Origin of the sequence: Photobacterium aquae, assembly GCF_001029445.1 — a bacterium.
In the GTDB taxonomy this organism is placed as follows: domain Bacteria; phylum Pseudomonadota; class Gammaproteobacteria; order Enterobacterales; family Vibrionaceae; genus Photobacterium; species Photobacterium aquae.
Genome location: NZ_LDOT01000051.1, coordinates 1 through 25071, shown reverse-complemented (window position 1 = coordinate 25071; position 25071 = coordinate 1). Strand labels below are relative to the sequence as shown.

The following is a 25071-nucleotide window of genomic DNA, read 5'->3' as shown; positions in this document are numbered from 1 at the left end:
GTGGTGTCAGGCTAAGGCATTGCAGGTAGGGAGCCGTGCAAACCCAGCTTCCAAACCCGGCCGAAGTGCTTGTAATGACCCGCATCAATACCAGCCTCGTGCCCCATACCGTGGTAGAGGTCAAGGTGGTTTTTCTTCACTGCACCACCGGTATCCAGCGCCATCAGCAATTTAAGAACATGCTTGCCGTTCCATTTTCCCTCGCGATCCAACTGCGGCACCTCGGCCAACAGCACCGACCCCATCGGCAGGTACTTTCGGTCTGCGGCCACTGCAGCATGGGCCTGCAACGGGATCCCGGCACTGCCCATCACATCCAAGGTCGAGCTCGGCTTAAAGAAAACAAACGACGGGTTCTGCTCGAGCAATTCACGCACGGTCGCGTCATCTTGCTTGGCAGCCCACTCGGAAATTGCTTTGAGTGACATTTTCTCGCGCGGCACCTCGCCACGCTCGATAAGCACCTTGCCGATACTGACGTACGGATGGCCATTCTTGCCGTTGTAGGCAAAATACTGAAGCTGGTCATTGTCCTCGAAATGGACAAAGCCGCTGCCCTGTACTTCCATCATGAAGATATCGAGCATTGATGCGCTATAACCAAGCTCCAGCCCCTGTCCATCAAGAGCACCGGCATAAATCGCCGTTCGATTTGGGCACGAGGTACCACACTTAGGCATCGCGTAAACAGGGTAACGGTAAGTGGCATCAGGTTGGTGGCGCAGTTCGATAACTGGCGAAAAATACCCGGTAAACATCACGTTTCCGTAACCGTCGCCGCCGCCCATTTGAGCCAGATCGATGCCGTAATTACCCAGCGTAGCAGGATCACCGCTATTCTCGGCCCAGTTTTCAACCTGACGGTAAAGCGACTGGTAAGTAGCTGCCATCGAAGGGGAACGCTCTAGCACCAGCTCCATCTGCTGCTTGAACTCATGATAATCACGAGGCTTGTCCGAAGAAACGGTCGAAACCGGATTGAGAACCTGATCAAATTCCCCATCAAGGTACTGCTGGCCGCGATCTGTCGGTCTGGCACAGCCAGCCAACCCCAATACCAAAAGCGCAATCGTTGCTTTTCGTAACACTGAAAATCCTATAAAAATAATGGGTTATAAAGCAGCTCAAGCCGAGATGCGTCCAGCGCATTTCTCGCTACCTCTCAAGCTGGCCGCTATTGTAACGGCATGGATAATCAGTATGTCAGCAGATTGTCTGGAGGCCAAGCCGTTAGCAAATCTAACTGCATTGCCAGTATGCATTTTATGCTATCAGCACTGAATATAATAAATACCAGGCATTAAATAAGGGGGGGCACTCAAGCAGCGACCAATCAACCACCAGCGACGGCCCCTACCACGAGACTGTGATTCGCTACCACGGCCTGACGGGTAAACGACGACACATAGTGAACTGGCTGCTCACGAATCAACTGCTGATCAATCAAATGATAACGGTATAACTCATTGCCATAGCGATATTCCAGCTCGCGACCGTTCCAGGTGTAATCCGTGCTGACCTGACGGCCACCAACAAAAACCCCGGCGGGTCGTAGTTCAAAGCTGTCGGCGGCATAGGGGGCGACATCTTGCTCCACCCACACACCGTAAATATCCGATCGTGCGAGCCCTGATGTCTTAGGTTGGCTGCAGCTGTAGGCGGCAATGACAAAGGTAATGACGACCAAGGAGGCCAAGCCCCCACGTAAAGCCATCGCGAGCTGTATTCGTATTTTCGTCTGGCGTGCCATAGTTAAAATGCTGATTACAATGCTGTGGGGGACTATACCGGAAAGCCCCTTTCTTGTGGGGCTTCCCCCGCCGCCAAAGGCCACAAACGAGATCTTCAGTCCAAAATTCGCAGTTTGTCATGTTTTCCCCCGGATCCTCCACGATGAATTATTATTGACTCGCAGCGCATAAAATATAAATTATTAGACATCTACAACAAGGATGTTGATTGTGAAACTACGAAGCACCGCACTCGTCAAGGGGTTCCGCCAGTCTGCGCCCTACCTCAATGCCCATGTGGGTAAAACCATTGTTATCATGCTCGGTGGGGAAGCTATCGCCCATCCGAATTTCCCCCATATCGTCAACGATATCGCCCTGCTCAACAGCCTTGGGCTGCGTATCGTTCTGGTGTATGGCGCGCGCCCGCAAATCACCGCGCTGGCAGAGCAATGCCACTGCCCGACCCCTTACCACAAAGGCGTCAGGATCACTGACCAACGCACGCTGGAAATCGCCAAGCAGGCAGCCGGCCAGTTACAGCTCGATATTACCGCCCGTTTTTCGATGGGACTGAGCAATACCCCGATGGCAGGGGCACAGATCAACATCATCAGCGGCAACTTCATCATCGCCCAGCCGCTCGGGGTCGATGACGGCATCGATTATGCCCACAGCGGGAAAATCCGCCGTATCGATATTGACGGGATCCACCGCCAGCTCGATCAACGGGCCATTGTCCTGCTTGGCCCAGTGGCCAGCTCCGTCACCGGCGAGTGCTTCAACCTCACCTCCGAGGAAATAGCCACCCAGCTTGCTATCCGCCTCAAGGCCGACAAGCTGATCGGTTTTTGCTCCGCCCAAGGTGTACTGGACAGCACCGGGGAGGTCATTTCTGAAATGCACCCGTCTGACGCCGAACATGCCTTGCAACAGCTTATCGACCAGCAACTCGATGACTGCGGTACGGGCCGATTCCTACGCGGGGCTATCACCGCCTGCCGGGCAGGAGTGCCAAGGAGCCACCTCATCAGTTATCAGGGTGACGGCACCCTAATCCAAGAACTATTCTCCTTTGATGGCATCGGCACCCAAATCGTCATGGAAAGCGCTGAACAGGTCCGCCGTGCAACCATTGACGATATCGGCGGGATCCTCGCGCTTATCCGCCCCTTGGAACAGGAGGGGATCTTGGTCCGCCGCTCTCGCGAGCAGCTCGAGCAGGAAGTCGAGCAATTTACCATTATCGAACGTGACGGGTTAATCATCGGCTGCGCCGCCCTCTACCCGTTCCCTGATGACAAGATGGCGGAGATGGCCTGCGTCGCGATCCACCCCGACTACCGCGATGCCGAGCGGGGCCTGATCTTGCTCAAACAAGTCAAGCAACAAGCAAGGTTGATGGGACTCGACAAACTCTTTGTCCTCACCACCCGCAGCCTGCACTGGTTCCGCGAGCAAGGCTTCTGCGAATCGTGTGTCGATGATCTGCCGATGGCCAAGCAGGCCCTCTACAACTTCCAGCGCCGCTCCAAAATCCTCGTGACCAACCTAGCCGGCAAATAGTCTCGTCGGCAACCGCCAAAACAAAAACACCAGCCGCAAAGCTGGTGTTTTCTCATCCTAAAAAGCCAATCAGCCCAAGAGATCGGCCAGACCGCTCGCACGCTCGGTGCGCCGCTTGACCGAGCGCTGAATCACCTCTGGCTGCGCATAGAGATACAGGCGGGCCTTGGCACGGGTCACCCCGGTATAAACCAGCTCACGGGTCAGGATCGGCGAGAAGTCCGCAGGGAGAACCATTAGCGTATCGGCAAATTCCGAGCCCTGAGATTTGTGGATCGTCATCGCATAGACCGTCTCGTGTTCAGGGAGGCGGCTTGGCAGTACACTACGAATCGTGCCGTCTGGCATATCAAAAAACACCCGCATATGAGGTTTGGCCGGATCAACCGTTTCATCCATCATCGCAATGCCGATATCGCCATTATAAAGCCCCAGACCATGATCGTTACGGGTGATCATCACCGGGCGGCCGACATACCACGTATCTTCGGTCTGGCTGATCTTGCCGATCTGACCCAGCTCCCGCTCAATCCGCTGGTTCAGCCCCGATACGCCGAAGTCCCCCTCGCGCAACGCACACAGCAAGCGTACCGCCGCAAACGCATCGAGTACCTCTTTCGGTGACTTCTTGTGCTCGATGGCATCTAGGTAGTCTCGGTAGAATGTCACCGTCTTGTGGATCATATCCTTGTAGCTGTCGGCACTGAGAGAGGCAACCTTGATATCTTTGTACCCTCGCGTGCAGACCTGATCGACCAAGGCCGGCTCACCCATATTGATGGCTTTTGCCAACTGCCCGATACCCGATTCGGCATGGAAACGATAGCTCTTTCTGAGCATGCACAGGCTATCAGCGATAGCACTAACTAGCACACCACTATCATTGCCACCGGCTAGCTGGTAGCCCGTAAGGCGGCTCAACTGCTGGGCATGCTCGGCGCTGTAGCCTTGCTTGGAGAACGCACAGATGTCCCCCAATACCGCCCCCGCCTCAACCGAGGAGAGCTGATCCTTATCGCCGAGCAAGATCAGTTTGGCATGCGGCGGCATGGCATCGAGCAACCGTGCCATCATCGACAAATCCACCATCGACGCCTCGTCCACCACCAGCACGTCCAAGTGCAACGGGTTATCCTTGTTGTGGCGAAAATCAACCTGATTGGGTACCGCACCCAATAATCTATGCAAGGTACTGGACTGGGTCGGGATCAAGGCACGAATACGGGGGTCGACCGGCAACGACTGCACCGCCAAGCCAATAGACTCCGTCAGACGTGCCGCCGCCTTACCGGTCGGAGCGACCAGCTTAATCGTCGGTATTGCCTCCTCGTCACCCTGAGAACGGTGATCAGCCTGCATCACCAACGCCGCCAAGAGCTTAGCTACCGTAGTGGTCTTACCGGTACCCGGACCGCCGGAAATCACCGCGAACTGGCGGGTGATTGCCACAGCCGCCGCGACCTTCTGCCAATTCAGGCAGGCCGCAGCTGGTACCAATGTATCAAGCTCTTTCAGCTCCTCCGCCCGGCTTGCTGATGTCAACACTCTATCGATGCAACCCCAATCAAGCGTTTGGGGATAAACCACATCAAGCTTGTCACACACCTCACGCTGGCGCTGTTGCTGGGCCTGCTCTGCCGATAGCGGCTCTTTGTCCAACTGGCGGAGAGCCTGATACAAATAGGTATAGGTTCGTGGGAACAACATATCGAGCACCGCCGGCATGATATCGCCCCCGGCCGAAAAGGCTTCATTGGCCAACGCGGCTGACTGAAGTTTTCCTGCCACCAACTGTTCAAAATGCCAATAGCGGTGAAGGTACAGCCGCCCATCCTGCAGAATAAGCGGTGTCGCCTGTGGCCTTGCCTGACGCCCAGCCCCCGACATATCACTCACAACCGCGACATGACGCAACCGCGCCAACCACTGTGTTGGATCACTCATGCCATCCAGCAGCGCAACCGATAACGATGGAGGCAGGCCAAACAGCGAATCAGCCCTGACCCGATCCAGCTTCAGGCAGACATGCCCCTTACCCAACTCATGGCTCGCCAAGGCCGCAACCAGTGCAACCAACGGCGCATCCTCACCCGGACTGCGCTGGGCAACAAATTTGGCAAATTGATAATCAAGCTGGCGCAGCCCCCCTTGCTTGACCAGACTCTGTAGTCGCTTAAGCATCAACCGGATCCCCATCAATCAATTGTTCTAGACTTGCCAATAACTCGGCCGTTGGACGTGCATGGAAAATACCGCTATCGCCACTGGCTTCCATTCCACGCAAGAACAGATAGTAAACACCGCCAAAATGGCGCTCATAGTCATAATCGGGAATACGGCTACGCAAGAAACGCTGCAAGGCCAATGCATAAATTTGGTACTGCAGGTCATAGCGGTGATCGCGCATGGCGGCAACCAATTGCTCGCCACGGTACACCGCTGGATCATCACCGAGATGGTTGGATTTCCAATCCAGCACGTAATATTTCCCCTCGTGCTCGAAAACCAGGTCAATAAAGCCCTTGAGCATGCCGCTGACCGTGGCAAAGCCCAGCTCACCCGCTTTTGCCGAGACGGGATCATGCTTGGCAATCACCTTGTTGAGCATCGACGACTGCAGCAACTCGATCGGCAGCAGGAATTCCATTTCGGTCAAACGCTGGGCGGGGGTCTTGTCCACCAGCCGCATGCCCTTGCCATCAAGCTCACAGTGCAGCACATTATGGATCAGCTGCTGCAACACCGGCAGCCACTCCAAATCGTAATGCTCTTTTTGCAGCAAGTCGGTCAGTATCGCCGTCGTTGCCTCACCATCGACCGGCGCAGTAAATTCAATTTCTTCAAAAACCGTATGCAGGAATGTACCCGGACGGGCCCCGCGCGGGAAGGTGTAGATCGAACGGGCAGGCTCAAGCGCTTCCAAGTCCCCCTCACTGCCAGCCACGGCTTCAGCAGCCGACTCAATATCAAAGCCAGGCAGATCCATACTGCTATCGTGGTGGGCCTGATGCCCCTGCTTGACCAAGCTAGAATAGCTGGTCATCCACCAATTACGCTCCAGAGAAGCGGTAAACATCGACGGAGCCAGCTCCGGCATTACCGCATCTACCGGCTGCCAAGGTGACTCGGGTAACACTGGCGGCGCAACAACCGCTACCGATGCCTGCTCGTCAGCCAATTTGGCCAAGGCCAATGTCAGTTCGCCGACGGTTCCCTCTTTGCCATCCTGCACCAAGTGGCCAATGGCTGATCGATGCAAACCGGTTGGCTCTTTGGTACTCCGGCCATTACGAATCGGAGCCATACCGACAAAACAGCCATATACCGCTCGAGTTAGCGCTACGTAAATAAGGCGCAGGTCTTCTGCCAGCCGCTCTTGCTCTGCCAACGCAATGGCCTTTTCCTGCTTGGCAATATCAAGCACCGTCGAGTGGTCATCCTGATCGTGGTATTTCACCTCGACCCGGCTGTCGACCTCGCGGTAACTGCAGACAAAAGGCATAAAGACCAAATCGTATTCCAGACCTTTTGATTTATGGATGGTGACAATCTGGACCAGATTGCGCTCGGACTCCAAGCGTAGGATCTGATCATCGGCGTTGCCGTTCGGCTCAGCCACATTCTCGGCCAACCAGCGCAGCAGGCCGTAATCACTATCAAGGGTCTGGCTTGCCGCCTGCAATAATTCGCCGATATGCAGCAAATCAGTCAGCCTGCGCTCGCCCCCTTCGTCAGCCAATAGCCGCTCGGCAATTTTGTTCTGGGCCATCACGGTGCGCAGCATCGGCATCACCCCGCGAGACAACCAAAGCTTGCGGTATCCCTTAAAGCTGTTGATCGCCACTTCCCATGCCGACTCGCTGTTATTCAGCTCATCCAACTCCACCGCCGTCAGCGCAAACAGGCTCGAGGCCAGCGCAGCACGCAGCGCGCGTTCGTCTTCAGGCGTCAGCACGGCCTGCAGCAAGCGCTGGATATCCCCGGCTTCGGCACTCGCAAACACGCTATCGCGGTTAGACAAATACACACTGGCTATCCCTTGTTCGGCCAAGGCCTTCTTAACCAGCTTGCCTTCACTGCCGGTACGCACCAGCACCGCGATATCACCCGCTTCGATCATATGGCGCTGCTCGCCATCACAAAAATAGGCCGATTGCTGCTGTGACTGGGTCAGGATATGCTGGATCTGAGCCGCTGTCGCAGCAGCCATGGTTTCCTGATAACTCCCTTTGGTTATCGGTTTACCGTCATCGCTGTCCTGCAGCCAGAATGTCAAAGCCGGTTGATCTTGGTTGTCCAGCCGCCAACGGCGTTCCGAGGCTTTCGGACTATGGTTAACCGCCGTGAACTGGATATCCTGATCATAGATAAACGGGCTCTCTGGGCGGGCAAAGACCGCATTGACCGCCCCGACCATCTCGGCTGTCGAGCGCCAGTTGGTATCAAGGGTGTAATGATCGGTCACCTGCCGGCGTGCTTGGATATAGGTGAAAATATCCGCCCCGCGAAAGGCATAGATCGCCTGCTTGGGGTCGCCGATCATGAACAGGCCGCAATCGGCATGATCACGGTAAATCGTACTAAAAATACTGTACTGCAGCGGATCGGTATCCTGGAATTCATCGATCATCGCCACCGGATACTGTGTCCGGATACGCCCGGCCAGCAGGTCATCGCTATCGTTATCAATGGCCGCCGACAATTGAGTCAGCAAATCATCAAACGACAACCAGCCTTTACGGGCCTTGGCCTGTGCCAGCAAACTCCGACACTGCTCAATCGCGTGCGCCAGCAGCGGATCATGTAAGTTCGCAGGGCTATCAAGCAATTCAGCAATCGCAACAAATACCGGATGCTCGGGCGGCTCGCCCTTGGCCGTTTTCTCGATCAGGGTCTGCTGATGAAAGCGGTCAAGCTTGTCAGGCAGGGAGTAGTCCTGCGTTGGCTTGGCCGCCCACGCGCTGACCTGAGCCAACCATGCTGGCAGGCTCTTTTTGGTATAGCTGCGCTTGTTGATCCCCGAATTGGCAATCAGAGCTTCAAGATCCGCCTCATGTTCTCGCCACAAGACCTTGACGCTGTCGATCCGCTGCATATTTTCCTGATGAAGCGTATCAAGCGAGTCCGACATTGGCGGCACCGAAAGCTTCAGCGGCGCCCCGGTCAGGCTGCTGCCCAATTCGCGCAGCAATGCCGCCGGCGATGACCAGAGCTGCCTGACCTCATTCGCCAGACCAAAAGGCAAATGGTAGAAATTCCGCCGCCAGTAATCCGCAACCACCAAACTCTTTAGCTGGCTCTCATCGGTCACGAACTCATTATTGAAGCGACTGCCTGACTCGAAAGCATTCTGGGTTAGCATCCGCTGGCAGAAACCATGAATGGTATAAATCGCCGCCTCGTCCATACGCCGCTCGGCATCCAGCAATATTTGCTTGGCGATATGGTGATCGGGGATCTCTTGTAACAACGTGTCGACAGTCTGCTTGTACGAGCCGGTGCTCTTACCACGGCAAAAAGAGACATAAGCATCTTTGATCCCCGTGCGGATACGATCTCTCAGCTCTGCGGTTGCGGCTTCAGTGAAGGTCACCACCAGAATTTCGTCCACATCCAACGGCTTTGCATGGCGCGTTTGATCACTGCCATGTCCCAGCAAAAGCCGCAGATACAAACTCACAATGGTAAAGGTCTTCCCCGTACCAGCCGAGGCTTCGATGAGCCTAGCGCCGTACAACGGGAAGGCCATCGGTTGTAATTTATTGGCAACGTTCACGTTATCCATGGATTGTCTTTCCAAATATTGTTTTGTTGGTTGATCCACCCGTCATCGGATGTCATCGCATCATCAGTTGCAGCAAGGGGCTTCGGCCACATCATCAATGTGATCAAGCACTTATTACGTACCTAAAACACACTGGCCACAAACCATTGTGAGACGTTTCTCACAGTTTACCCCGAGGCCATTCGTTAGTATCTGCGCCAGAAACGTGGTCTACCTCTGCACCAGTGGTCGTACAGCGAACACCCTACAACTAACAATGATTTGCTGGCGACCACACTACTTCCTTTCTGGCTTTTTCCACTACTCCTGCTCCACATCCTCACAGCCCATAATCGGACCCTGCAGTACTCGGGCAGCCAGTTGCGATATCTCCTGAGCCAGTTCGTCACTCCACTGCGGCCAGACTCGAGCGACATAAGTATCAACCCCCTCGCCGGTAAACATGTAACCGCCGTTGAAAGCATCTGCCATTTTTGCCAGGGCCTTCTCACGATTCTCGTCACTGTCGCTCCAGTTACCGTTCTTATCGATACAGGCCATGATGCCGGCCTGCGCCGTTTTCGGGAAATACGCCAACGGCTGGTTTAGCCCTTGGAAATACAACTCAATAACCTCTTGTAGATATGCTTTCGCATCACCGGCCTCCACTTGGAGCAGCTTCACATGCCGGTCAGTACCGATCACATGCGTTTCCAGTCCCTTGCCACCGGCCGCAAGGCAGAGGTGATCAAACCAAGCCGCCAGCATATCCTGCGGACGGATCTTCCCGCTGCGGTAGCGCAACAAACCGGACTGATAACGCTGTTTCAACCACCCTTGCAACTGCACCGTTTCGCCGTTGATCTCAAAGGCAATATCAACCTCATGATCATCAAGTGGCTTGCTCGCCAACGGGGCGATCAAATTAACCAGCGCCATTGTTTCCAGACGTGTGACTTCCAAGTCGAGCTCGCCAAACGCGGCGATTGGCAGGTTACCCACCGCTTTTTGCTCAGCGGCAAAATCTCGGTACACCGGTTCCTCATCACGTCCCTGCGCACGAGCATCAAGCAGCAACGACAGTAGCTCATCACGCAGCACGTAGCTTTCCAAGCCATTGAGCTCAAATGGTTCATCATCAACCATCACGCCCATCGGCGGCTCAAAATACACCTTGAGTCGACGGTTGAAGAAATAGCGTACCGGCAAACGCCAGAAGCGCTGCAATTCTGCCAGCTCGAGAGGTTTTATCTGCCCGTCCTTGAGCGGATCTGCATTGAGGGCTGCGATTTGAAATGCAGGGCTGGCACTGCCACTGCGGGTAGCGGCAGGAAGCCACTCGGCCGCAAAGCTGGCATGCTCACCGCTAAATGCCTGCGGGCTGAATGGGACAAGCGGATGGTGACGGATCAGCTTATCTTTGAGCAAGTCAGCTGACTGGTCGACCGGCAACGCCTCATCGCCGTCAAGGCAATAGCCTTGCTGACAGTACTCCACCAGCTCGCTAACCAGTACACTTGGCATCCGCTCGGCATTGTCCTGAATTGAACGTCCGACATAGCTGATATACAAGGTTTCCTGTGCTGACTGAATAGCCTCGAGGAACAGGTAACGGTCGTCATCCCGGCGCGAGCGATCCCCTGCCCGAGTGCGGCCATTCATCAAATCAAACCCTTCTGGGGCAATGTTACGAGGGTAAGCCCCGTCGTTCATCCCCAGCAGGCACACCACCCGGAACGGGATCGAGCGCATTGGCATCAGGGTACAGAAGTTCACCTGTCCGGCGAGAAAACGCTGGCTTACCCGCTCACCCGATAGCTTGTCTTGCAGGTATTGGTTCAGCACGGCTGGGGAAATATCGGTGGCAAAACCCGCATCGTCCAACTGCTCGTCCAAGCGGTGGAGAAGATCACGGATCGACTTCAGCACCAACTCGCCTTCCAGCTCCACCGCCAGAAAGTCATCCAACAGGGTATTGAGGATCGCGGTCCACTCATGGACCGAATGCGGCTGCGCCAGACTTTCCCGGTATTCAATAAGGCAGTCGATAAACCCAGCCAGATGGCCCGCCAGCTCTGCATCCAGCCCCTGCACCTGCTCATAGGCTGATATCCCGTCAAACAGCCCGGCATCATGCGGCATGGCATAACCAAGCAACATTCGCTGAATACCAAACAGCCAGGTATTCTGGCTTTGTTCTGGCAAATCAAACTGGCTCGCGGTTTTGCCATCAAGCCCCCAGCGAACACCGGCCTCTTCAATCCAGCGCTTTATTTTCTCGAAGCTGTCACCATCAAAGCCAAACTTGGCCATCACGGCCGGAACCTCAAGCAACTCAAGGATCTCGGATGCATGGCAGCGACTCTCAGGGAGCGACAGCAAACGGAGGAAGGCCAGCAGAATTGGGTTTTCCTGCTCGGCGGTACGGTCGGAAATAGAGAACGGGATATAACGCTGGCCCGGCGCATTGCCGAACACGGCCTGAATCGCCGGGCTGTAGGCATTAATGTCTGCCACCATGACGATCACATCACGCGGCTTCAGGGTTGGTTCGGCCTCGAACATTGCCAGCAGCCTGTCATGCAGCACCTCCACTTCCCGCATCGGGCTATGGCAGGCATGAATAGACAGCGAGTGGTCATCCTTGCGGATCGGGAACTTGTGGTAGCTGTTATCAAGGATTTCGTCGTTCTGACGATCTTCCAAATTCAAGATATCAGCCTGGATGGCATGGAGCAACGAATCCGGTTCGATATCAACAAAACCGGCATCGACTTCATTGACTTGCATTTCAGACAACAAGTAAAGGTTGTCACGCCCCAGTTTTCCCATCGAGGCCAGCAGGCTGTTGCCGACCACATTGTTATGCATATCGAGATCATAATGCGTTTCGTCACTGTCTTTGAGCTGCTCGATATGCTCCTGCACATCAAGCTGACTCTGCACCGAGCGCAAGGCTATGCGCTTATTGGCGGCAAGACGGGCCAAATGCTTGCGATCCCGGATATCCCCCCAGTAATAGCGGCAAGGGTTGGTGAACATCAGATGCACGTCAATATGCTGCCCCAAAGCGGCCAAGGCATCGAGATAGCGCGGCGGCAACGATGAGATGCCAAACACAAACAGTCGCTTGGGAAGATTGGCCGGCAACACGCCGGTAGTCGCGTAGTTCTCGAGGGTTTCGATGAAATGCTCGTACAAGTTAGCACGGTGATACGGCGACTGGCCCAGAGCCAGGGTATGGTCATACAGCGCTTGCCACAGTATAGGCTGCCAAGGATGCTCACCCTCCAAATCGGCAACGACCTCACCGGCCTCCCATTGCTGGATCCACTCGGGACGGTATACCAAGTACTGGTCGAAGATATCCGCGATCTTCTCGGCAAGCTGGTAAAGCTTCAGGCTTTCGTCATCGTTTTCCAAATAGCGCTTGAGCGGCTCGAATTCCGGCAGATCCAACTGCTGCGGCAATACCTGCATCAGTTTCCAGGCCATCGATTCTTTGTTGAAGGCACTTCGCTCAGGCACATCATTGAGCACCTTGGTAAACATTTTCCAGATAAACGTCGCCGGCAGCGGAAACTCGATATTTGCCGCGACACCGAAGGACTTTGCCAGCTCCATCTTCAGCCATTGCGACATCCCCGGGCTCTGAACGAGGATCTGCTCCTGCACGAACGGGTTGTCCAAGGGCTCAAGACGAATAAGCTCGACCAGCAAGGATTTGAGCAGGTCCAGTTGATTGGAGTGATAGACGGTAAACACGCGGGTATCTCGCTAACAAGGGGCAATGCAACGATTTTCCTCTATCTGCCAAAGCGCTGCAAACGGTATTCCCGTGCTTTGTCCCACAAAAAAGCCCAGCATCACTGCCGGGCAAAGATCATCTTACATTGGAGTCCTTTATAGAATTCCCTTTAGCACACCGCTGGTTTCAACAAGGTCGAGATTGGGCGGTAGAATGCCAAGTAGCGTAGTGCCACGTAGCCAACAACCAGTGTTGCAACAACCAGTTCAAACTGTGCCAATGCAGCAACCTGTCCGACATAGTGCTGGGCATAGCCCTGGCTCGCCATCCAGGCCGCTGTTTTGAACAAGGCTGTCGCGCCGATCACCATTGGGAAGGTGAAGGCTGCATAGCCCGGTGAGAATTCCAAACGCAGCAAGCGGAAGAAAGCCACGTAGATAATAAACGTCATCAGAACAGCAATCCCACCAAGCAAACCGATAACAACCGGTGATGGCACTTGGCTGACGGTCAGGTAGCCTGCCAGCGACAGGCTGGCCGGCGCCGCAAGGATCGCAATAGTCGGCTTGGCCGCATCCGGAATTTCATGACTGAAGATCAAGCGGTAAATCATCACCGGCAGCATCACGGCATACACCGCCATGCCGAACATCAACAAGCCCTCGGCCAGCGGGCGGAATACCCCACCGGGAAAAGCAACGTCAGCAACAATGATCCCAATAGGCGGAACAAACCAGCTAGGCACCATATGATGCAGTTCGAACTCGCGGACACGATGGATGGTAAACAGGGTCAGGAACCCCAAATGCAATACGACAGCCACCAGCCACAGCACCTGCCCCGCCAGCGGGAAATACATGCCCAGCGCCTTCGATACCACCATGGTCGCCATCGCGAATGTCGGTACCACACTGCCCACTACCGGGTGGCTCAAATCGTTCCACAACGCCTTAGGATGAAAGAGAAACTTGGCCAGCAACACCAACAGCAGCACGCTGGCGATGGCGGCACCGCCAATCTGGCCATAGCCATGCAGCTCAGCGCCGTTCTCCCAACACCAGCCAAGGCTGGCGATACCAAGAGCCAACCCGGCCATCGGGGTTGGTGCGCCCAATACTTTTTTCTTTGTTGCCTTAATCATGAGGACTCCCAAGGTAAACCATGTTGCTGAATACCGGGATAGTGTAACGGGGTTGCTTGATTTAGAATACTTGAATATATTTAAAGCCAAGTTAAATTTTACTGAACATTGAAGTTACAGTATGAATATTGCCCTACGCCAGCTGAAAGTCTTCGTTACCGTCGCCCAGGAACTCACCATCACCGCCGCCGCAGAGAAGCTGTTTCTCTCCAAACCGGCTGTCAGTATGGCGCTGTCAGAGCTGGAAAAACAACTCGGCCACAAGCTGTTTGACCGCAACAACAACCGCTTGCTCATCAACGAACAAGGCAAACGACTGCTGCCGCTGGCCGACGAGCTACTTGCCCGCAGCCAAGATATCGAGCAATTGTTCAATCAGGAAGGGCCGATCACCGGCAAACTGAAAATAGGATCAAGCGATACGGTCGGCAATCAGGTAACGCCATTTCTGCTCCGTGACTTCCGTCAGGAATCAGGCCACTGCGACCAATCCCTGTTCATCGCCAATACCGCCCAAATTTGTCATATGCTGGCCGAGTTCGAACTCGACATCGGCTTGGTAGAAGGCAAGGTCCAAACCGATAACCTAACGGTCATTCCCTGGCTCGGCGATGAGATGGTCGTTGCTTGCCATCCGGAGCACCCTCTGGCCCAGCACCACACACTGACTCTCGCCGAACTGGAGCACAGCCAATGGATCCTCCGGGAGCCCGGTTCAGGGACTCGCGAATTCTTCCTAAGTAGGCTGGCACCGCGACTCGAACATTGGCGGCAGGCATTCGAGCTCAACAATACCGAGGCAATCATCAACTGTGCTGCCGCAGGGCTGGGGATCACCTGCCTGTCACGCCGGGCCGTCGACCATGCCGTGATGGACGGGCGGCTGGTGATCCTTGAGCTGCCGCTCGACATGCAGCGCCAATACTGGCTCCTGCTCCATCAGGAAAAATACCAGAGCCCGTTGCTCAAGTTGTTCGTCTCGTTCTGCCAACAATGGCAGCTTGAGCGCTGAACCCCAGCCGTCAACGGGACACCCTAATAATTATCCCCCACGCTGAACGCAATCACCTGGCTGATCTGGCACAGCGGACGGCCAGATTCGCGCTGCCAGGCATTAAATGCCGCTTGTGCCGCCGCCAGTGATTTCTGGGTATCTCGGCCACCGTCGATGATCCCGGTATGGCGTAGGTAGGCTTCAACGTCCCGGCTGAGAATGAAGGTATCCTTGCCCATGATCCGCAACGTATACGGGCCGGTATTGCCGCCTAACCGCTGGCCATGCTTTTTCAGGTAGCGCCACAGGCCGACAATGTCATTCGATGGCCAGTCGGCCACCATCTCGGAAAAAGAACCAAACTCACGGGTCGCGCCGTGGATCATCTGGGCATTGGCCGGAATAGTCATCACCTTGCCGAGATGGCGGATAATCGCGGGATCTGCCGCCTTGCGCTCCCACATTTCATTGGGGATCAGCAGCATTTTTTCGATATCAAAGCCGAAAAAGACCTCTTCGAAGTTGGGCCATTTATTCCTGACGACCTGCCAGCTCATGCCGGACTGAAACACTTTTTGTGACAGGGCGGACAACCAACGGTCATCGCCAACCTGCGCCAGCGCGTCAGCCGGCAACGGATTGGCCAGCATCGCCTCAAGCGACTGGCTCCCCCCTTTGCGTTCCGCCGCTCGGGCATAAATTTGGTCAAATTTCTCTCGAGTCATCACATTCCCATGCTAACCACTGGACATTGCCGCCCATACTACTGTATAAACAGCCAGTTAATCAATTTCGGAGAGGGTGACCATGGCTGTTATCGTCAAATATGTAGTTGAGCGCAACGGAGAAGAAAAGATGACTTTCACCTCTAAGTCCGAAGCCGACGCATACGACAAAATGCTAGATATGGCTGACGAGCTGTTCGTTTTACTAAACGAGAGCAATCTAATCGAAGAAGAATCGATGCAAGAAGAGCTATCTATGTTCCTTGCCCAAAATCGGGAAGAAGTACTGGTAGCACTGGGCGCGAAAAAAGCCCCTAAGAAAAAAGCAGCAAAACCTGAAGTCGTTGCAGACGCATCAGACGAAGAAGCCGCTTAAACAGCAGACTATCCGCTCGGGCTCCTAACGGATAGCAACACGATCAACCAAAGTTTTTTCTACTCTTTGCTCCCTGAGCAAAACCTTCGTCAAACCCAGTCTGGGTTTTCGAATCAGCGTAGAAAATGCTTTGGTTTTTTTAGCGCCGTATTTTGCCGCCACGCCCAAAACAATCCCACCCCCCTGCTACCACAACGTCCCAATTCCAGAATAATCTTCGCTATTTCCCTTTGCCCCTTCAAACTCCGGGCAACTCTCTTTATGATGGGTTCATTAGATATTTCTATATGCGCTGCCGCTGAAGGCAACGCTTTATGATTTAACATGGAGAATGAACAATAATGGCCAGCTTTTCACTAGCCCTTGGTACTGCGACCAAAAACCGCGACGGCAAAATCATCGAAGCGTTCTTCCCAACGCCAATTCTGAATCCTTCCGATGAGCTAGTTAGCGCCCTTGCTGCTATTGTTGATTACAAAGATGGCAACCAAGCCATTGAAGTCACTGCAGCTCAGTGTGCTGATCTTGCCGCGGCCTTCACAGCGACCGGCGAGCAAGCCAGCGCCGCATTTGCAACCAAGGCAGCGGCTTCGAGCCAACCGTTGGTATTGGTTATTCTGGCCAGCGACGAAGCGCCAACATCTGTTGCGGAAGGCTTCCTTAAACTGCAGCTGATCTCCCACCGCCTGGTGAAGCCACACGGTCTCGTGCTGGACGGTATCTTCGGTCTGCTGCACAACATTGCCTGGACCAACCAAGGTGCTATCGACCTGCCTGAACTGGCTGATCGCCAAATCGAAGCCCGCCTGAACGGTGAAACCCTGACGGTAGATTGCGTCGACAAATTCCCGAAAATGGTGGATTACATTGTACCGACTGGCGTACGTATTGCTGATACTTCCCGTGTTCGCCTTGGCGCGCATGTCGGCGAAGGCACCACGGTTATGCACGAAGGTTTCATCAACTTCAATGCAGGTACAACAGGCGTGAGCATGGTTGAAGGCCGTATTTCTGCAGGCGTTGTGGTCGGCAATGGCTCAGACATCGGCGGCGGTGCATCCATCATGGGTACACTATCTGGCGGCGGCAAGGTTGTCGTATCAATCGGCGAGAACAGCCTGCTTGGCGCGAATGCCGGTCTTGGTTTCCCGATGGGCGACCGCTGTACCATCGAATCAGGCCTGTATGTGACTGCCGGTTCTAAAGTACGTCTGCTTGACAACAACGGTCAAGAAGCCGGTTTTGCCAAAGCCCGTGATCTCGCTGGCAAGCCAGACCTACTATTCCGCCGTAACTCAATGACCGGTGTCATCGAATGTTTGACCAACAAGGCCGCCGTTGAGCTAAACAGCGAATTGCACAAAAACAACTAAGTCCACATTGTACGATATGGCAATAAAAAGGCTGCCCAGTGGCAGCCTTTTTCCATTCAACAATAAAGGCGGGATCAGTACCCCCTGTCACCCAGATCATAGGACGCGGAACGATCGTCCTTGCAATCATCAGGATAGCCCGAGCTAAACAGTGTCCCCACGGTTGTCTTGTCGGTACAGTAATCGAAACGCCCCTGCAAATACCCAGCCCGGTATTCCTCATAGTCCGTTTCGGTCATCGCCCCCTTTTTATGCAGTTCCCCCTGATCCCATTGCCGGTATCCCTGCTCGCCGTGGTAATGTCCCAGCTGATCCCACTGTCCACTGCCCGTTAACTGCTGCTCATATTGGCTCACACACGCCGACAACATGAAAACGCCTAGCCCAAGTATGCCAGCCACTGCTCCTCTCGCCATGACCATCCTCTCTGTTATATGTATTCACAGATAAGTATGGTTTAACCATTGAGGGCTGCCACTGCCTGCTGTCCCGTTTCGCTGCGTGTCCCACAAATCACCAGCACGACACCACCAAGCGCACCGAACAACATGACAGTACCAAGATGCCACGGGTACTGAATACCAAGTTTCAGCAACCCATTACTGCACAACGAGGCAAATACCATCTGGCACGCCCCTGCCAGCGCAGCCACAGTCCCGGCTTTTTGGCTGTAAGGGATCAGCAATAACGACTGGGCACAGGGGAAAACCATGCCATTGGCCATTGCCAGGAAGAAATGCCCGGCAATCATCCAGGCTGGTTCGACCGGAGCCAGTATCAACAGGCACCCGGCGAAAATCTGACAGGCCGGAGCGAGGAAGAGCATGGTCCGCGTACCAATAAGCGGCCGCAATCGCTGACAAAACAGCCCCCCGCACAACAAACCGACAGCAGGGATCATCGCCCACCATGCATATTCCTCAGACGACATGCCGATCTGAACCTGCATAATGAACGGCATCAGCGATATTGATAACACGACCAGGGAAAAATTGATCCAGCCTATACCGGCAAAAGAGATAAAATGCCGGTCACGAATCAGTGCGGCATAGGATCGCACCAATACCGCCACAGACTGCGGCCGCGCTTGACCGGGCAAGGTCTCCCTGAAACAGACCACCAACAACAGCCACACCACCGCGATATAACCCAACAACACGCAAAACACAGCCAGCCATCCGGCATAATGGTTGACCATCCCGCCAACCACCGGGGCCATAATTGGCGTAAACGCTGCAACAATAGCAACCCAGGTCATCGCTTTGACCAAATCATGGCTCTGGTAACTATCCCTGATGCTCGCCCTTGCCAGTACCGCGACACTGCCGGCCCCCAATCCTTGGATCATGCGGCCGGCCAATAACAAGGTAAATGAATCAGCCCAAATTACCGCAAGCAACAGCCCGGCCATTGCAATCAGCAGCCCCGAAAGCAACACGGGTCGTCGGCCGAAGACATCTGAAAGGGGGCCATAAACAAGCTGTGACGGGCCAAAACCCAGCAAATAGCCAGAGACCAGCCATTGTACCTGGCCGGTAGACAAGGAGAGATCCTTGGCGATCCACGGCAGTGACGGAAAGATCAACCCAAGGCTCAGCTGGCCAATACTGACGATCAAGCAAGCCAGCAGCAGTGGCCTCCAGTTAAACGCGCCCATTCTATCCCCTTAATACTGTGCAAGTGATTAATTATGCACAACGACCAAGGTAGCGAGAAGCGACGGGCGCACAATGGATTCTTTCCCTATGGGAAAGTAATTACTTTTTTATAATATAAGTGAACGGGTTAGCAAAAGAGAACTTGCTTCCCTGAGTTGTCACCCGACCTTGCTTCATCGCAATAATCACCTCTTTTTGAACTCGGATCAGAGAAAAGAAGCGTACTACCATAAAAACAAGAAAGACCGGGATCACGATGTTGGCTGCCGAGGCGGACTTCAATACCAGATCATTGAACAGCCAAAATGCCAACATCCCCAACATCAAATACAAAGAATGCGGACGCAGCACGATGCTAATCGTGTTCGCCGTTTCGGTACGTTCAAAAAAATACGTCATCTAAAAGGCCCTTTACCTAAACGCTCAGTAACACTTAGCCTCTCACAGTCAATCAGAGCAACGCAAGCCCCCCTATTCTAGCTCCTATCAACATCACCAAAGGAAACACACTGAATTATAAACGGCCAAATCAATACTTTTTGCGCATGACATACTCAATAAATACACAATGTGCATTTTCTTTAAACAACCAATATTGCAAATTAACATATTACATTGGTGCATTTCTTTAAACGAAAACACTGTTATTTTAATGAACGACAGCAAATTACCGCTATGAGGTATGCTGCAAATTATCATTGTAATAGCCTACGATTTTAATCAAACATAGACTATTTCTTTGGTGACTAGGTGTAATGATCACTTTAGGACTTAAGAAATGAAAACATATGAGCAAAACTGGGATAAAGAAAATAACATTACAAATGATGCAAACAATTGGGCGAAGTATCGTAAAGATATGCTCAGTGCCTTTCCTGCTTACCAAACTGAAGAATCAGACCCGCTCGTTACTGCAATCGACAAAGCAGTAAAAGCCATAGATCAACTTCGTCCAGACTCTGAAGGTCCCGCTTACTTAGGCAAAAATCCCAAATTAACAATAGATTTTGATCATATTAAACATATCAGTATGCCAAGCAAAATGAGCACTACTGACAAAGTTATTGATGATACTGTTGCATTGTTTGAGGGATTACCAAATTGGGGCCACCCTTTAACAATGTGTAATGTTATTCCACAGGCAAACACAGCATCTATTGTTGCTGCAGTTTTGTCAGAGATATTTTCACCTAACATCCTTGAAGGCGAATATTCATGGAACGTACACCGTGCTGAATTAGAAAGTGCAGGTATGTTAGGTAATTTATTTGGATGGAATCCTGAAAACACTGGGTGTCTATATACATACGGTGGTTCTGGCTGTTGGACCTACCATGTAAAATATGCACTAAGTCGTGTACTGAAAGACTCTCGTCAAAAAGGTGTTCGTACTGATGCAAAAGTAATTTGTTCTCACCAAGCTCACTATACTATGCTCAATAGCACTGACTGGATGGGCCTTGGTATGGATAATATTATTAAGGTTCGTACTGATGTTCATACAAATGCAATGGATTTGGCACATTTAGAAGAAATTCTTAAAGATTGCCATGAAAAAGATATTCCTGTTGCTTCTGTCGTTTGTACTATGGGCACAACAGATGCTAACGCGTTTGATCCAGTTGAAGGTGTCCGCAAGCTGCTAGACCAATACCCCAATAACACTGAAAAATATGGTAAAGCATTACTGTATTGTGATTCAGTTGTTGGTTGGGCTTGGGCTACGTTTAAAGAATATGACTTTGATGCTAACCCACTTCAATTCTCCAAAGAAATTATCCCATCACTAAAAGCTAATGCGAAAGCATTGTCTGGCGTGCAATACGCTGACGCCATTGGGGTGGACTTCCATAAAGTAGGCTGGTCTCCATACGCAAGCAGCTGTTTTGTTTATAAAAATAGTGAAGAATTTGAAACATTACTAAAACGCCCAGGTTCTGCCTATTTACAACCTCGTTCACCATATAACCCACTCGACTACACGCTTGAAGTCTCTCGAGCTGCAACAGGTTCACTGGCTGGTTGGGCAACAATGAAATACTTTGGCTACGAGGGGTTCCAAGCGATCCTCGGCGGTATTTTAGAAAATCAACATTTTCTACGAAATGTTATTGCCTCTCATACAGAAACAGTATGTGTAAACTCAGAAGATCATGGCTTAGTGACATTATTCCGTGCATACCCTGATGGCGTAATGGCTGATGAGCAATACCGAAAAGAGCTTACTGACCCTGCTTATAAAGAGCAACTAGTCAAAAATAATATGTTAACAAAAGCTATCGGTGACAAATTGTATCACTGGTTCCGTGATGGTAAGAAAATCAATGGTCGATATACGCCTTATATAAGCTTCAGTACAGGTTTCCGAGTTGCTGAATATAATGGCAATGACAGTGACCCTGATGCGTATATTTTTGCATTGAAAATATTTCCAATGAATGTCCATATTACTCCAGAAATAATGCGCTATGCGATTGATTGTGTTCTGCTAGCAAGAGATGAAGTTTTATCTGAAATTTAATTCCATCATCTTACAAAAACACCGGTGACTAACACCGGTGTTTTTCATGACCATGATTTGTTATCTATGGGGTTGACACATGTCTGATAGTATATTGGCGAATAAAGGCGCATCAAAAACAAAATTAACTGTTGCTACATTAGCAATAATGAATATAACGACAGTGGTTAGTTTAAGAGGTTTATCATCTGAAGCTGAATACGGTACAACTGCTGCTTTCTATTATATTTTTGCCGCCGTTGTTTTTCTCATTCCAGTAGCCTTATGCGCAGCAGAATTGGCAACAGGCTGGCCACAAAAAGGAGGGGTCTTTAACTGGGTAAGTAAAGCCTTTGGTCATAGGTTAGGTTTTTTAGCCATTTATCTTCAATGGCTAGCGACAACAATTTGGTTCCCAACAGTGCTTATTTTTGCCGGTGTGGCTTTAGCGTTCATAGGCCCAGATCAAACTTTTGACCAAGCTTTAGCTGCTAACCGTTTCTATAGTGGTATCGTCGTACTGGTTGTTTATTGGCTTGCAACATTTATCAGCCTGAAGGGCTTAAAAACAGCATCAAAAATTAGCTCCCTCGCTGGATTAATTGGTACCATTATCCCTGGGATAATTTTAGTTACTCTAGCTATTATTTATATTGCAAATGGTAATCCAATTCATTTTGATCTTTCGATGAAAGGATTTTTACCTGACTTTAGCAATTTCAATAATCTGGTTCTTGCTGCCAGCATATTTCTGTTTTTCGCAGGTATGGAAATTAATGCGGTACACGTAACAGAAGTTGAAAACCCATCAAAAGGCTATCCTCTAGCTATTATTTACGCCACCATATTTACCGTTATTATATTTATTTTCGGGACCTTATCCATTGCAACAATCATCCCCAAAGATGATATTAACTTAGTTCAAAGCTTGTTAGTTGCTTACGATAAACTATTTGCTCACTTCGGGCTAGGATGGCTCGGTAACTTGACTGCTGCTGCAATTTCGTTAGGTGTTCTTGGCCAGATAATCGCTATAATTTCTGGTCCATCAGCAGGGATATTACAAGTTGGACGAAAAGGATATTTACCGCTTATATTACAAGAAACAAACAAAAATGGCGTACAAAAAAATATACTTATGTGCCAAGGAGCAATTGTAACTGCACTTGTCATTATTATGACATTACTGCCGTCTGTACAAGCTGCATATCAAATGATCAGTCAATTGGCTGTTATTCTATATTTAGCCATGTATATTATGCTTTTCCTTTCTGTTATTTATTTACGTTATAAAGAACCTGATACTCCTCGACCATATAAATTACCGGGTGGAATGTTCGGGTTATGGATTATTGCAGGGGTCGGTTTATTTGGTTCTATATTAGCTTTTGTTCTAAGCTTTATTCCACCATCACAAATATCTATTGGTTCACCATCAACCTATATTGGTATTCTTGTTGTAGGTACAATTGCTTTTACTATTATACCTTTCATCATCTATGCATGCCGAAAACCAAGCTGGGCAACAACAACTAATGATTAATTAGGTAACATATAGTAGGCGATTTCATATATTCGCCTACTATATTTAAGTGAGTTTGTATGAATGTAATAGCTAAAAACAACAAACAGAAAATAATAAAAATCAGTGTACTTACTTTTGCCGTTATGAATATAACAACAGTATTAAGTACAAGAGGGTTAGCGCCTGAAGCTGAATATGGTCTCACTTCAATTTTTTATTATTTATTTGCTGCTATTTGCTTTCTTATCCCAGTCTCATTAGTCGCAGCTGAATTAGCGACAGGCTGGCCACAAAAAGGAGGTGTGTTTAATTGGATTAGCGCTGCATATGGAAAAAGAATAGGATTTGTCGCCATCTACTTACAATGGCTAGCAACAACTATTTGTTTTCCTACCATGCTAATTTTTATTGCAGTATCAATCGCATTCATTGACACAAACCATGCTAAGGAAATTGCTGCAAATAAAGAATTTGTACTCGCTATTGTATTGGGTATTTATTGGTTCTCAACATTTACAACATCAAAAGGAATAAAGTCAGCAGCTAGAATAAGTGCTGCATCCGGTATAATAGGGACAATTATCCCATTGATGATTTTATTTATTAGCGGTATTTGTTATATTTTCTCAAAGGGAAGTGTTGAATTTATAGTATCAAGCAATGATTTACTCCCAGACTTTCATCAATTTCATAATCTTGTATTAGCATCAAGTGTTTTCCTTTTTTACTCAGGAATGGAAATAAATGCAGTCCATGTGCAAAACATGGAAAACCCATCCAAAAACTACCCTATTGCAATTGCTATTGCATCAGGCATGACGGTATTATTTTTAGTTATAGGCACATTAATTATCAGTGCTGTTGTTCCACATGATAAAATTAATCTTGTTGAAAGCTTATTTATCACATACGATTCTATTTTCAAATATTTCCATATTGGATGGATGGGCCAAGTTATAACGGCAGCTATAGCTATTGGTGTCTTTGGTCAAATAACTGTTATCGTTGCTGGCCCATCAACGGGTTTATACCAAGTAGGCCAAGAAGGTTATCTACCGACAATATTACAAGGAAGTAATCGTAATGGTGTACAGATGCCAATACTTTATGTGCAAGGCGTAATTGTAACCATACTATCAATGATGCTAGTTATTTTGCCATCAGTCCAATCCACATTCCAAATATTAGGACAGCTTGCATCTATACTCTATTTAATTATGTACATGCTATTATTCTCTAGTGCTATATATTTACGCTATAAGTCGCCGGAAGTAAACCGCCCCTATAAAATACCTTTTGGTAATATAGGTATTTGGATTGTCGGTTCGCTTGGGTTCATTTCAAGTTTTATTGCATTAAGCTTAAGTTTTATTCCACCGTCTCAGATTAATACTGGAAATTCATTTTCATATATCGCAATTCTTATTGCATTAACCATAATATTCTTACTTGTCCCTATTCTTATTTATCAGAATCGTAAACCATCTTGGTTATCAAAATAATACTATTTAATAACTTAGAACCTCTTCCGATAGGCCAGCAAGATCTCCAATAAATAGGCCTACCCATCATCGGCAACGCACAAACGTAAAAAAGCCCCGCTATTTCTAGCGGGGCATTCGAAGAAGTGGCGGAACGGCGGGGACGCCTAGTCCGGGCTGGCGCACCAGCGGGACTCATTCGCCTGTAAGGCGAACATAGTCTATAGATGTAAAAAAGCCCCTGTCTTTCGTCGGGGACGCCTAGTCTGGGGCTATCCGGCCGAAGGACGGACATTCAAAATTATTCAAATACGAAAAAGCCCCGCTATTTCTAGCGGGGCTTTCGAAGAAGTGGCGGAGCGGACGGGACTCGAACCCGCGACCCCCGGCGTGACAGGCCGGTATTCTAACCAACTGAACTACCGCTCCGCAGCGTGTCTATTCAGCTTAACGCAATTGAGAACTTAGCAATGTCCTACTCTCACATGGG

Annotated in this window: 17 protein-coding genes and 1 tRNA gene; 7 read left to right on the top strand and 11 right to left on the bottom strand. The window is 50.8% G+C overall.

What is annotated here, in order from left to right; translation table 11 throughout:
- Positions 1 to 11: 11 nt before the first annotated feature.
- Together mltA and ABT56_RS21915 are read right to left on the bottom strand one after the other, a co-directional pair.
- Positions 12 to 1088, bottom strand: a complete 1077-nt coding sequence (mltA, locus tag ABT56_RS21920) for a murein transglycosylase A (protein WP_084722466.1) — start codon at positions 1086 to 1088, stop codon at positions 12 to 14.
- A 245-nt stretch (positions 1089 to 1333) separates the two neighbouring features.
- Positions 1334 to 1750, bottom strand: a complete 417-nt coding sequence (locus tag ABT56_RS21915) for a DUF2850 domain-containing protein (protein WP_047881055.1) — start codon at positions 1748 to 1750, stop codon at positions 1334 to 1336.
- Between the two features lie 211 nt (positions 1751 to 1961).
- Between ABT56_RS21915 and argA the strand changes: the two genes are divergently transcribed.
- On the top strand, positions 1962 to 3296 hold the full coding sequence (argA, locus tag ABT56_RS21910) for an amino-acid N-acetyltransferase (RefSeq protein WP_047881054.1): 1335 nt from the start codon (positions 1962 to 1964) through the stop codon (positions 3294 to 3296).
- A gap of 69 nt (positions 3297 to 3365) precedes the next feature.
- Here the strand turns inward: argA and recD are convergent, their stop codons facing one another.
- From recD to ABT56_RS21890, 4 genes are all read right to left on the bottom strand, one after another.
- Entirely contained in the window at positions 3366 to 5477 is a 2112-nt protein-coding gene (recD, locus tag ABT56_RS21905; RefSeq protein ID WP_047881053.1) for an exodeoxyribonuclease V subunit alpha, read from the bottom strand.
- Positions 5470 to 9096, bottom strand: coding sequence for an exodeoxyribonuclease V subunit beta (gene recB, locus ABT56_RS21900; protein ID WP_420835136.1), 3627 nt, complete (start codon positions 9094 to 9096; stop codon positions 5470 to 5472). Before recB ends, recD begins: the two co-directional genes overlap by 8 nt.
- A 285-nt stretch (positions 9097 to 9381) precedes the next feature.
- The gene (gene recC, locus ABT56_RS21895; RefSeq protein ID WP_047881051.1) at positions 9382 to 12825 is read right to left on the bottom strand and encodes an exodeoxyribonuclease V subunit gamma; all 3444 of its coding nucleotides are present in this window, start codon (positions 12823 to 12825) and stop codon (positions 9382 to 9384) included.
- Between the two features lie 152 nt (positions 12826 to 12977).
- The gene (locus ABT56_RS21890; protein WP_047881050.1) at positions 12978 to 13949 is read right to left on the bottom strand and encodes a TDT family transporter; all 972 of its coding nucleotides are present in this window, start codon (positions 13947 to 13949) and stop codon (positions 12978 to 12980) included.
- A 121-nt stretch (positions 13950 to 14070) separates the two neighbouring features.
- On the opposite strand from ABT56_RS21890, the gene ABT56_RS21885 reads away from it, so the two are divergent.
- Positions 14071 to 14961 carry a LysR substrate-binding domain-containing protein gene (locus ABT56_RS21885; RefSeq protein WP_047881049.1) on the top strand — a complete coding sequence of 297 codons (891 nt, stop codon included), beginning with the start codon at positions 14071 to 14073 and terminating at the stop codon, positions 14959 to 14961.
- 23 nt (positions 14962 to 14984) lie between these two features.
- Here ABT56_RS21885 and ABT56_RS21880 read toward each other — a convergent pair whose 3' ends face one another.
- Complete coding sequence (locus ABT56_RS21880; RefSeq protein ID WP_047881048.1) at positions 14985 to 15668, bottom strand: DNA-3-methyladenine glycosylase I; 684 nt, start codon at positions 15666 to 15668, stop codon at positions 14985 to 14987.
- 82 nt (positions 15669 to 15750) lie between these two features.
- Here ABT56_RS21880 and ABT56_RS21875 point away from each other — a divergent pair, with 82 nt between their 5' ends.
- Complete coding sequence (locus ABT56_RS21875; RefSeq protein ID WP_047881047.1) at positions 15751 to 16044, top strand: YebG family protein; 294 nt, start codon at positions 15751 to 15753, stop codon at positions 16042 to 16044.
- Positions 16045 to 16385: 341 nt separating this feature from the next.
- Positions 16386 to 17417, top strand: a complete 1032-nt coding sequence (gene dapD / locus ABT56_RS21870) for a 2,3,4,5-tetrahydropyridine-2,6-dicarboxylate N-succinyltransferase (RefSeq protein WP_047881046.1) — start codon at positions 16386 to 16388, stop codon at positions 17415 to 17417.
- Positions 17418 to 17491: 74 nt separating this feature from the next.
- On the opposite strand, the gene ABT56_RS21865 is transcribed toward dapD, so the two are convergent.
- The 3 genes from ABT56_RS21865 to ABT56_RS21855 all read right to left on the bottom strand — a co-directional run bounded on the left by ABT56_RS21865 (position 17492) and on the right by ABT56_RS21855 (position 19474).
- Positions 17492 to 17833 (bottom strand): DUF2799 domain-containing protein, encoded by a 342-nt coding sequence (locus ABT56_RS21865; protein WP_047881045.1) that lies wholly within the window; start codon positions 17831 to 17833, stop codon positions 17492 to 17494.
- A gap of 41 nt (positions 17834 to 17874) precedes the next feature.
- A complete protein-coding gene (locus tag ABT56_RS21860; protein ID WP_047881044.1) occupies positions 17875 to 19074 on the bottom strand; it encodes a multidrug effflux MFS transporter in 1200 nt (399 codons plus the stop codon).
- Between the two features lie 100 nt (positions 19075 to 19174).
- Positions 19175 to 19474, bottom strand: a complete 300-nt coding sequence (locus tag ABT56_RS21855; RefSeq protein WP_047881043.1) for a hypothetical protein — start codon at positions 19472 to 19474, stop codon at positions 19175 to 19177.
- A gap of 379 nt (positions 19475 to 19853) precedes the next feature.
- On the opposite strand from ABT56_RS21855, the gene ABT56_RS21850 reads away from it, so the two are divergent.
- From ABT56_RS21850 to ABT56_RS21840, 3 genes are all read left to right on the top strand, one after another.
- Positions 19854 to 21596 (top strand): pyridoxal phosphate-dependent decarboxylase family protein, encoded by a 1743-nt coding sequence (locus tag ABT56_RS21850; RefSeq protein WP_047881042.1) that lies wholly within the window; start codon positions 19854 to 19856, stop codon positions 21594 to 21596.
- 79 nt (positions 21597 to 21675) lie between these two features.
- Positions 21676 to 23118, top strand: coding sequence for a glutamine/gamma-aminobutyrate antiporter GadC (gadC, locus tag ABT56_RS21845; RefSeq protein ID WP_047881041.1), 1443 nt, complete (start codon positions 21676 to 21678; stop codon positions 23116 to 23118).
- Between the two features lie 59 nt (positions 23119 to 23177).
- On the top strand, positions 23178 to 24602 hold the full coding sequence (locus ABT56_RS21840; RefSeq protein ID WP_047881040.1) for an amino acid permease: 1425 nt from the start codon (positions 23178 to 23180) through the stop codon (positions 24600 to 24602).
- A gap of 331 nt (positions 24603 to 24933) precedes the next feature.
- Here ABT56_RS21840 and ABT56_RS21835 read toward each other — a convergent pair.
- Positions 24934 to 25010, bottom strand: a tRNA-Asp gene (locus ABT56_RS21835).
- Between the last annotated feature and the right edge of the window lie 61 nt (positions 25011 to 25071).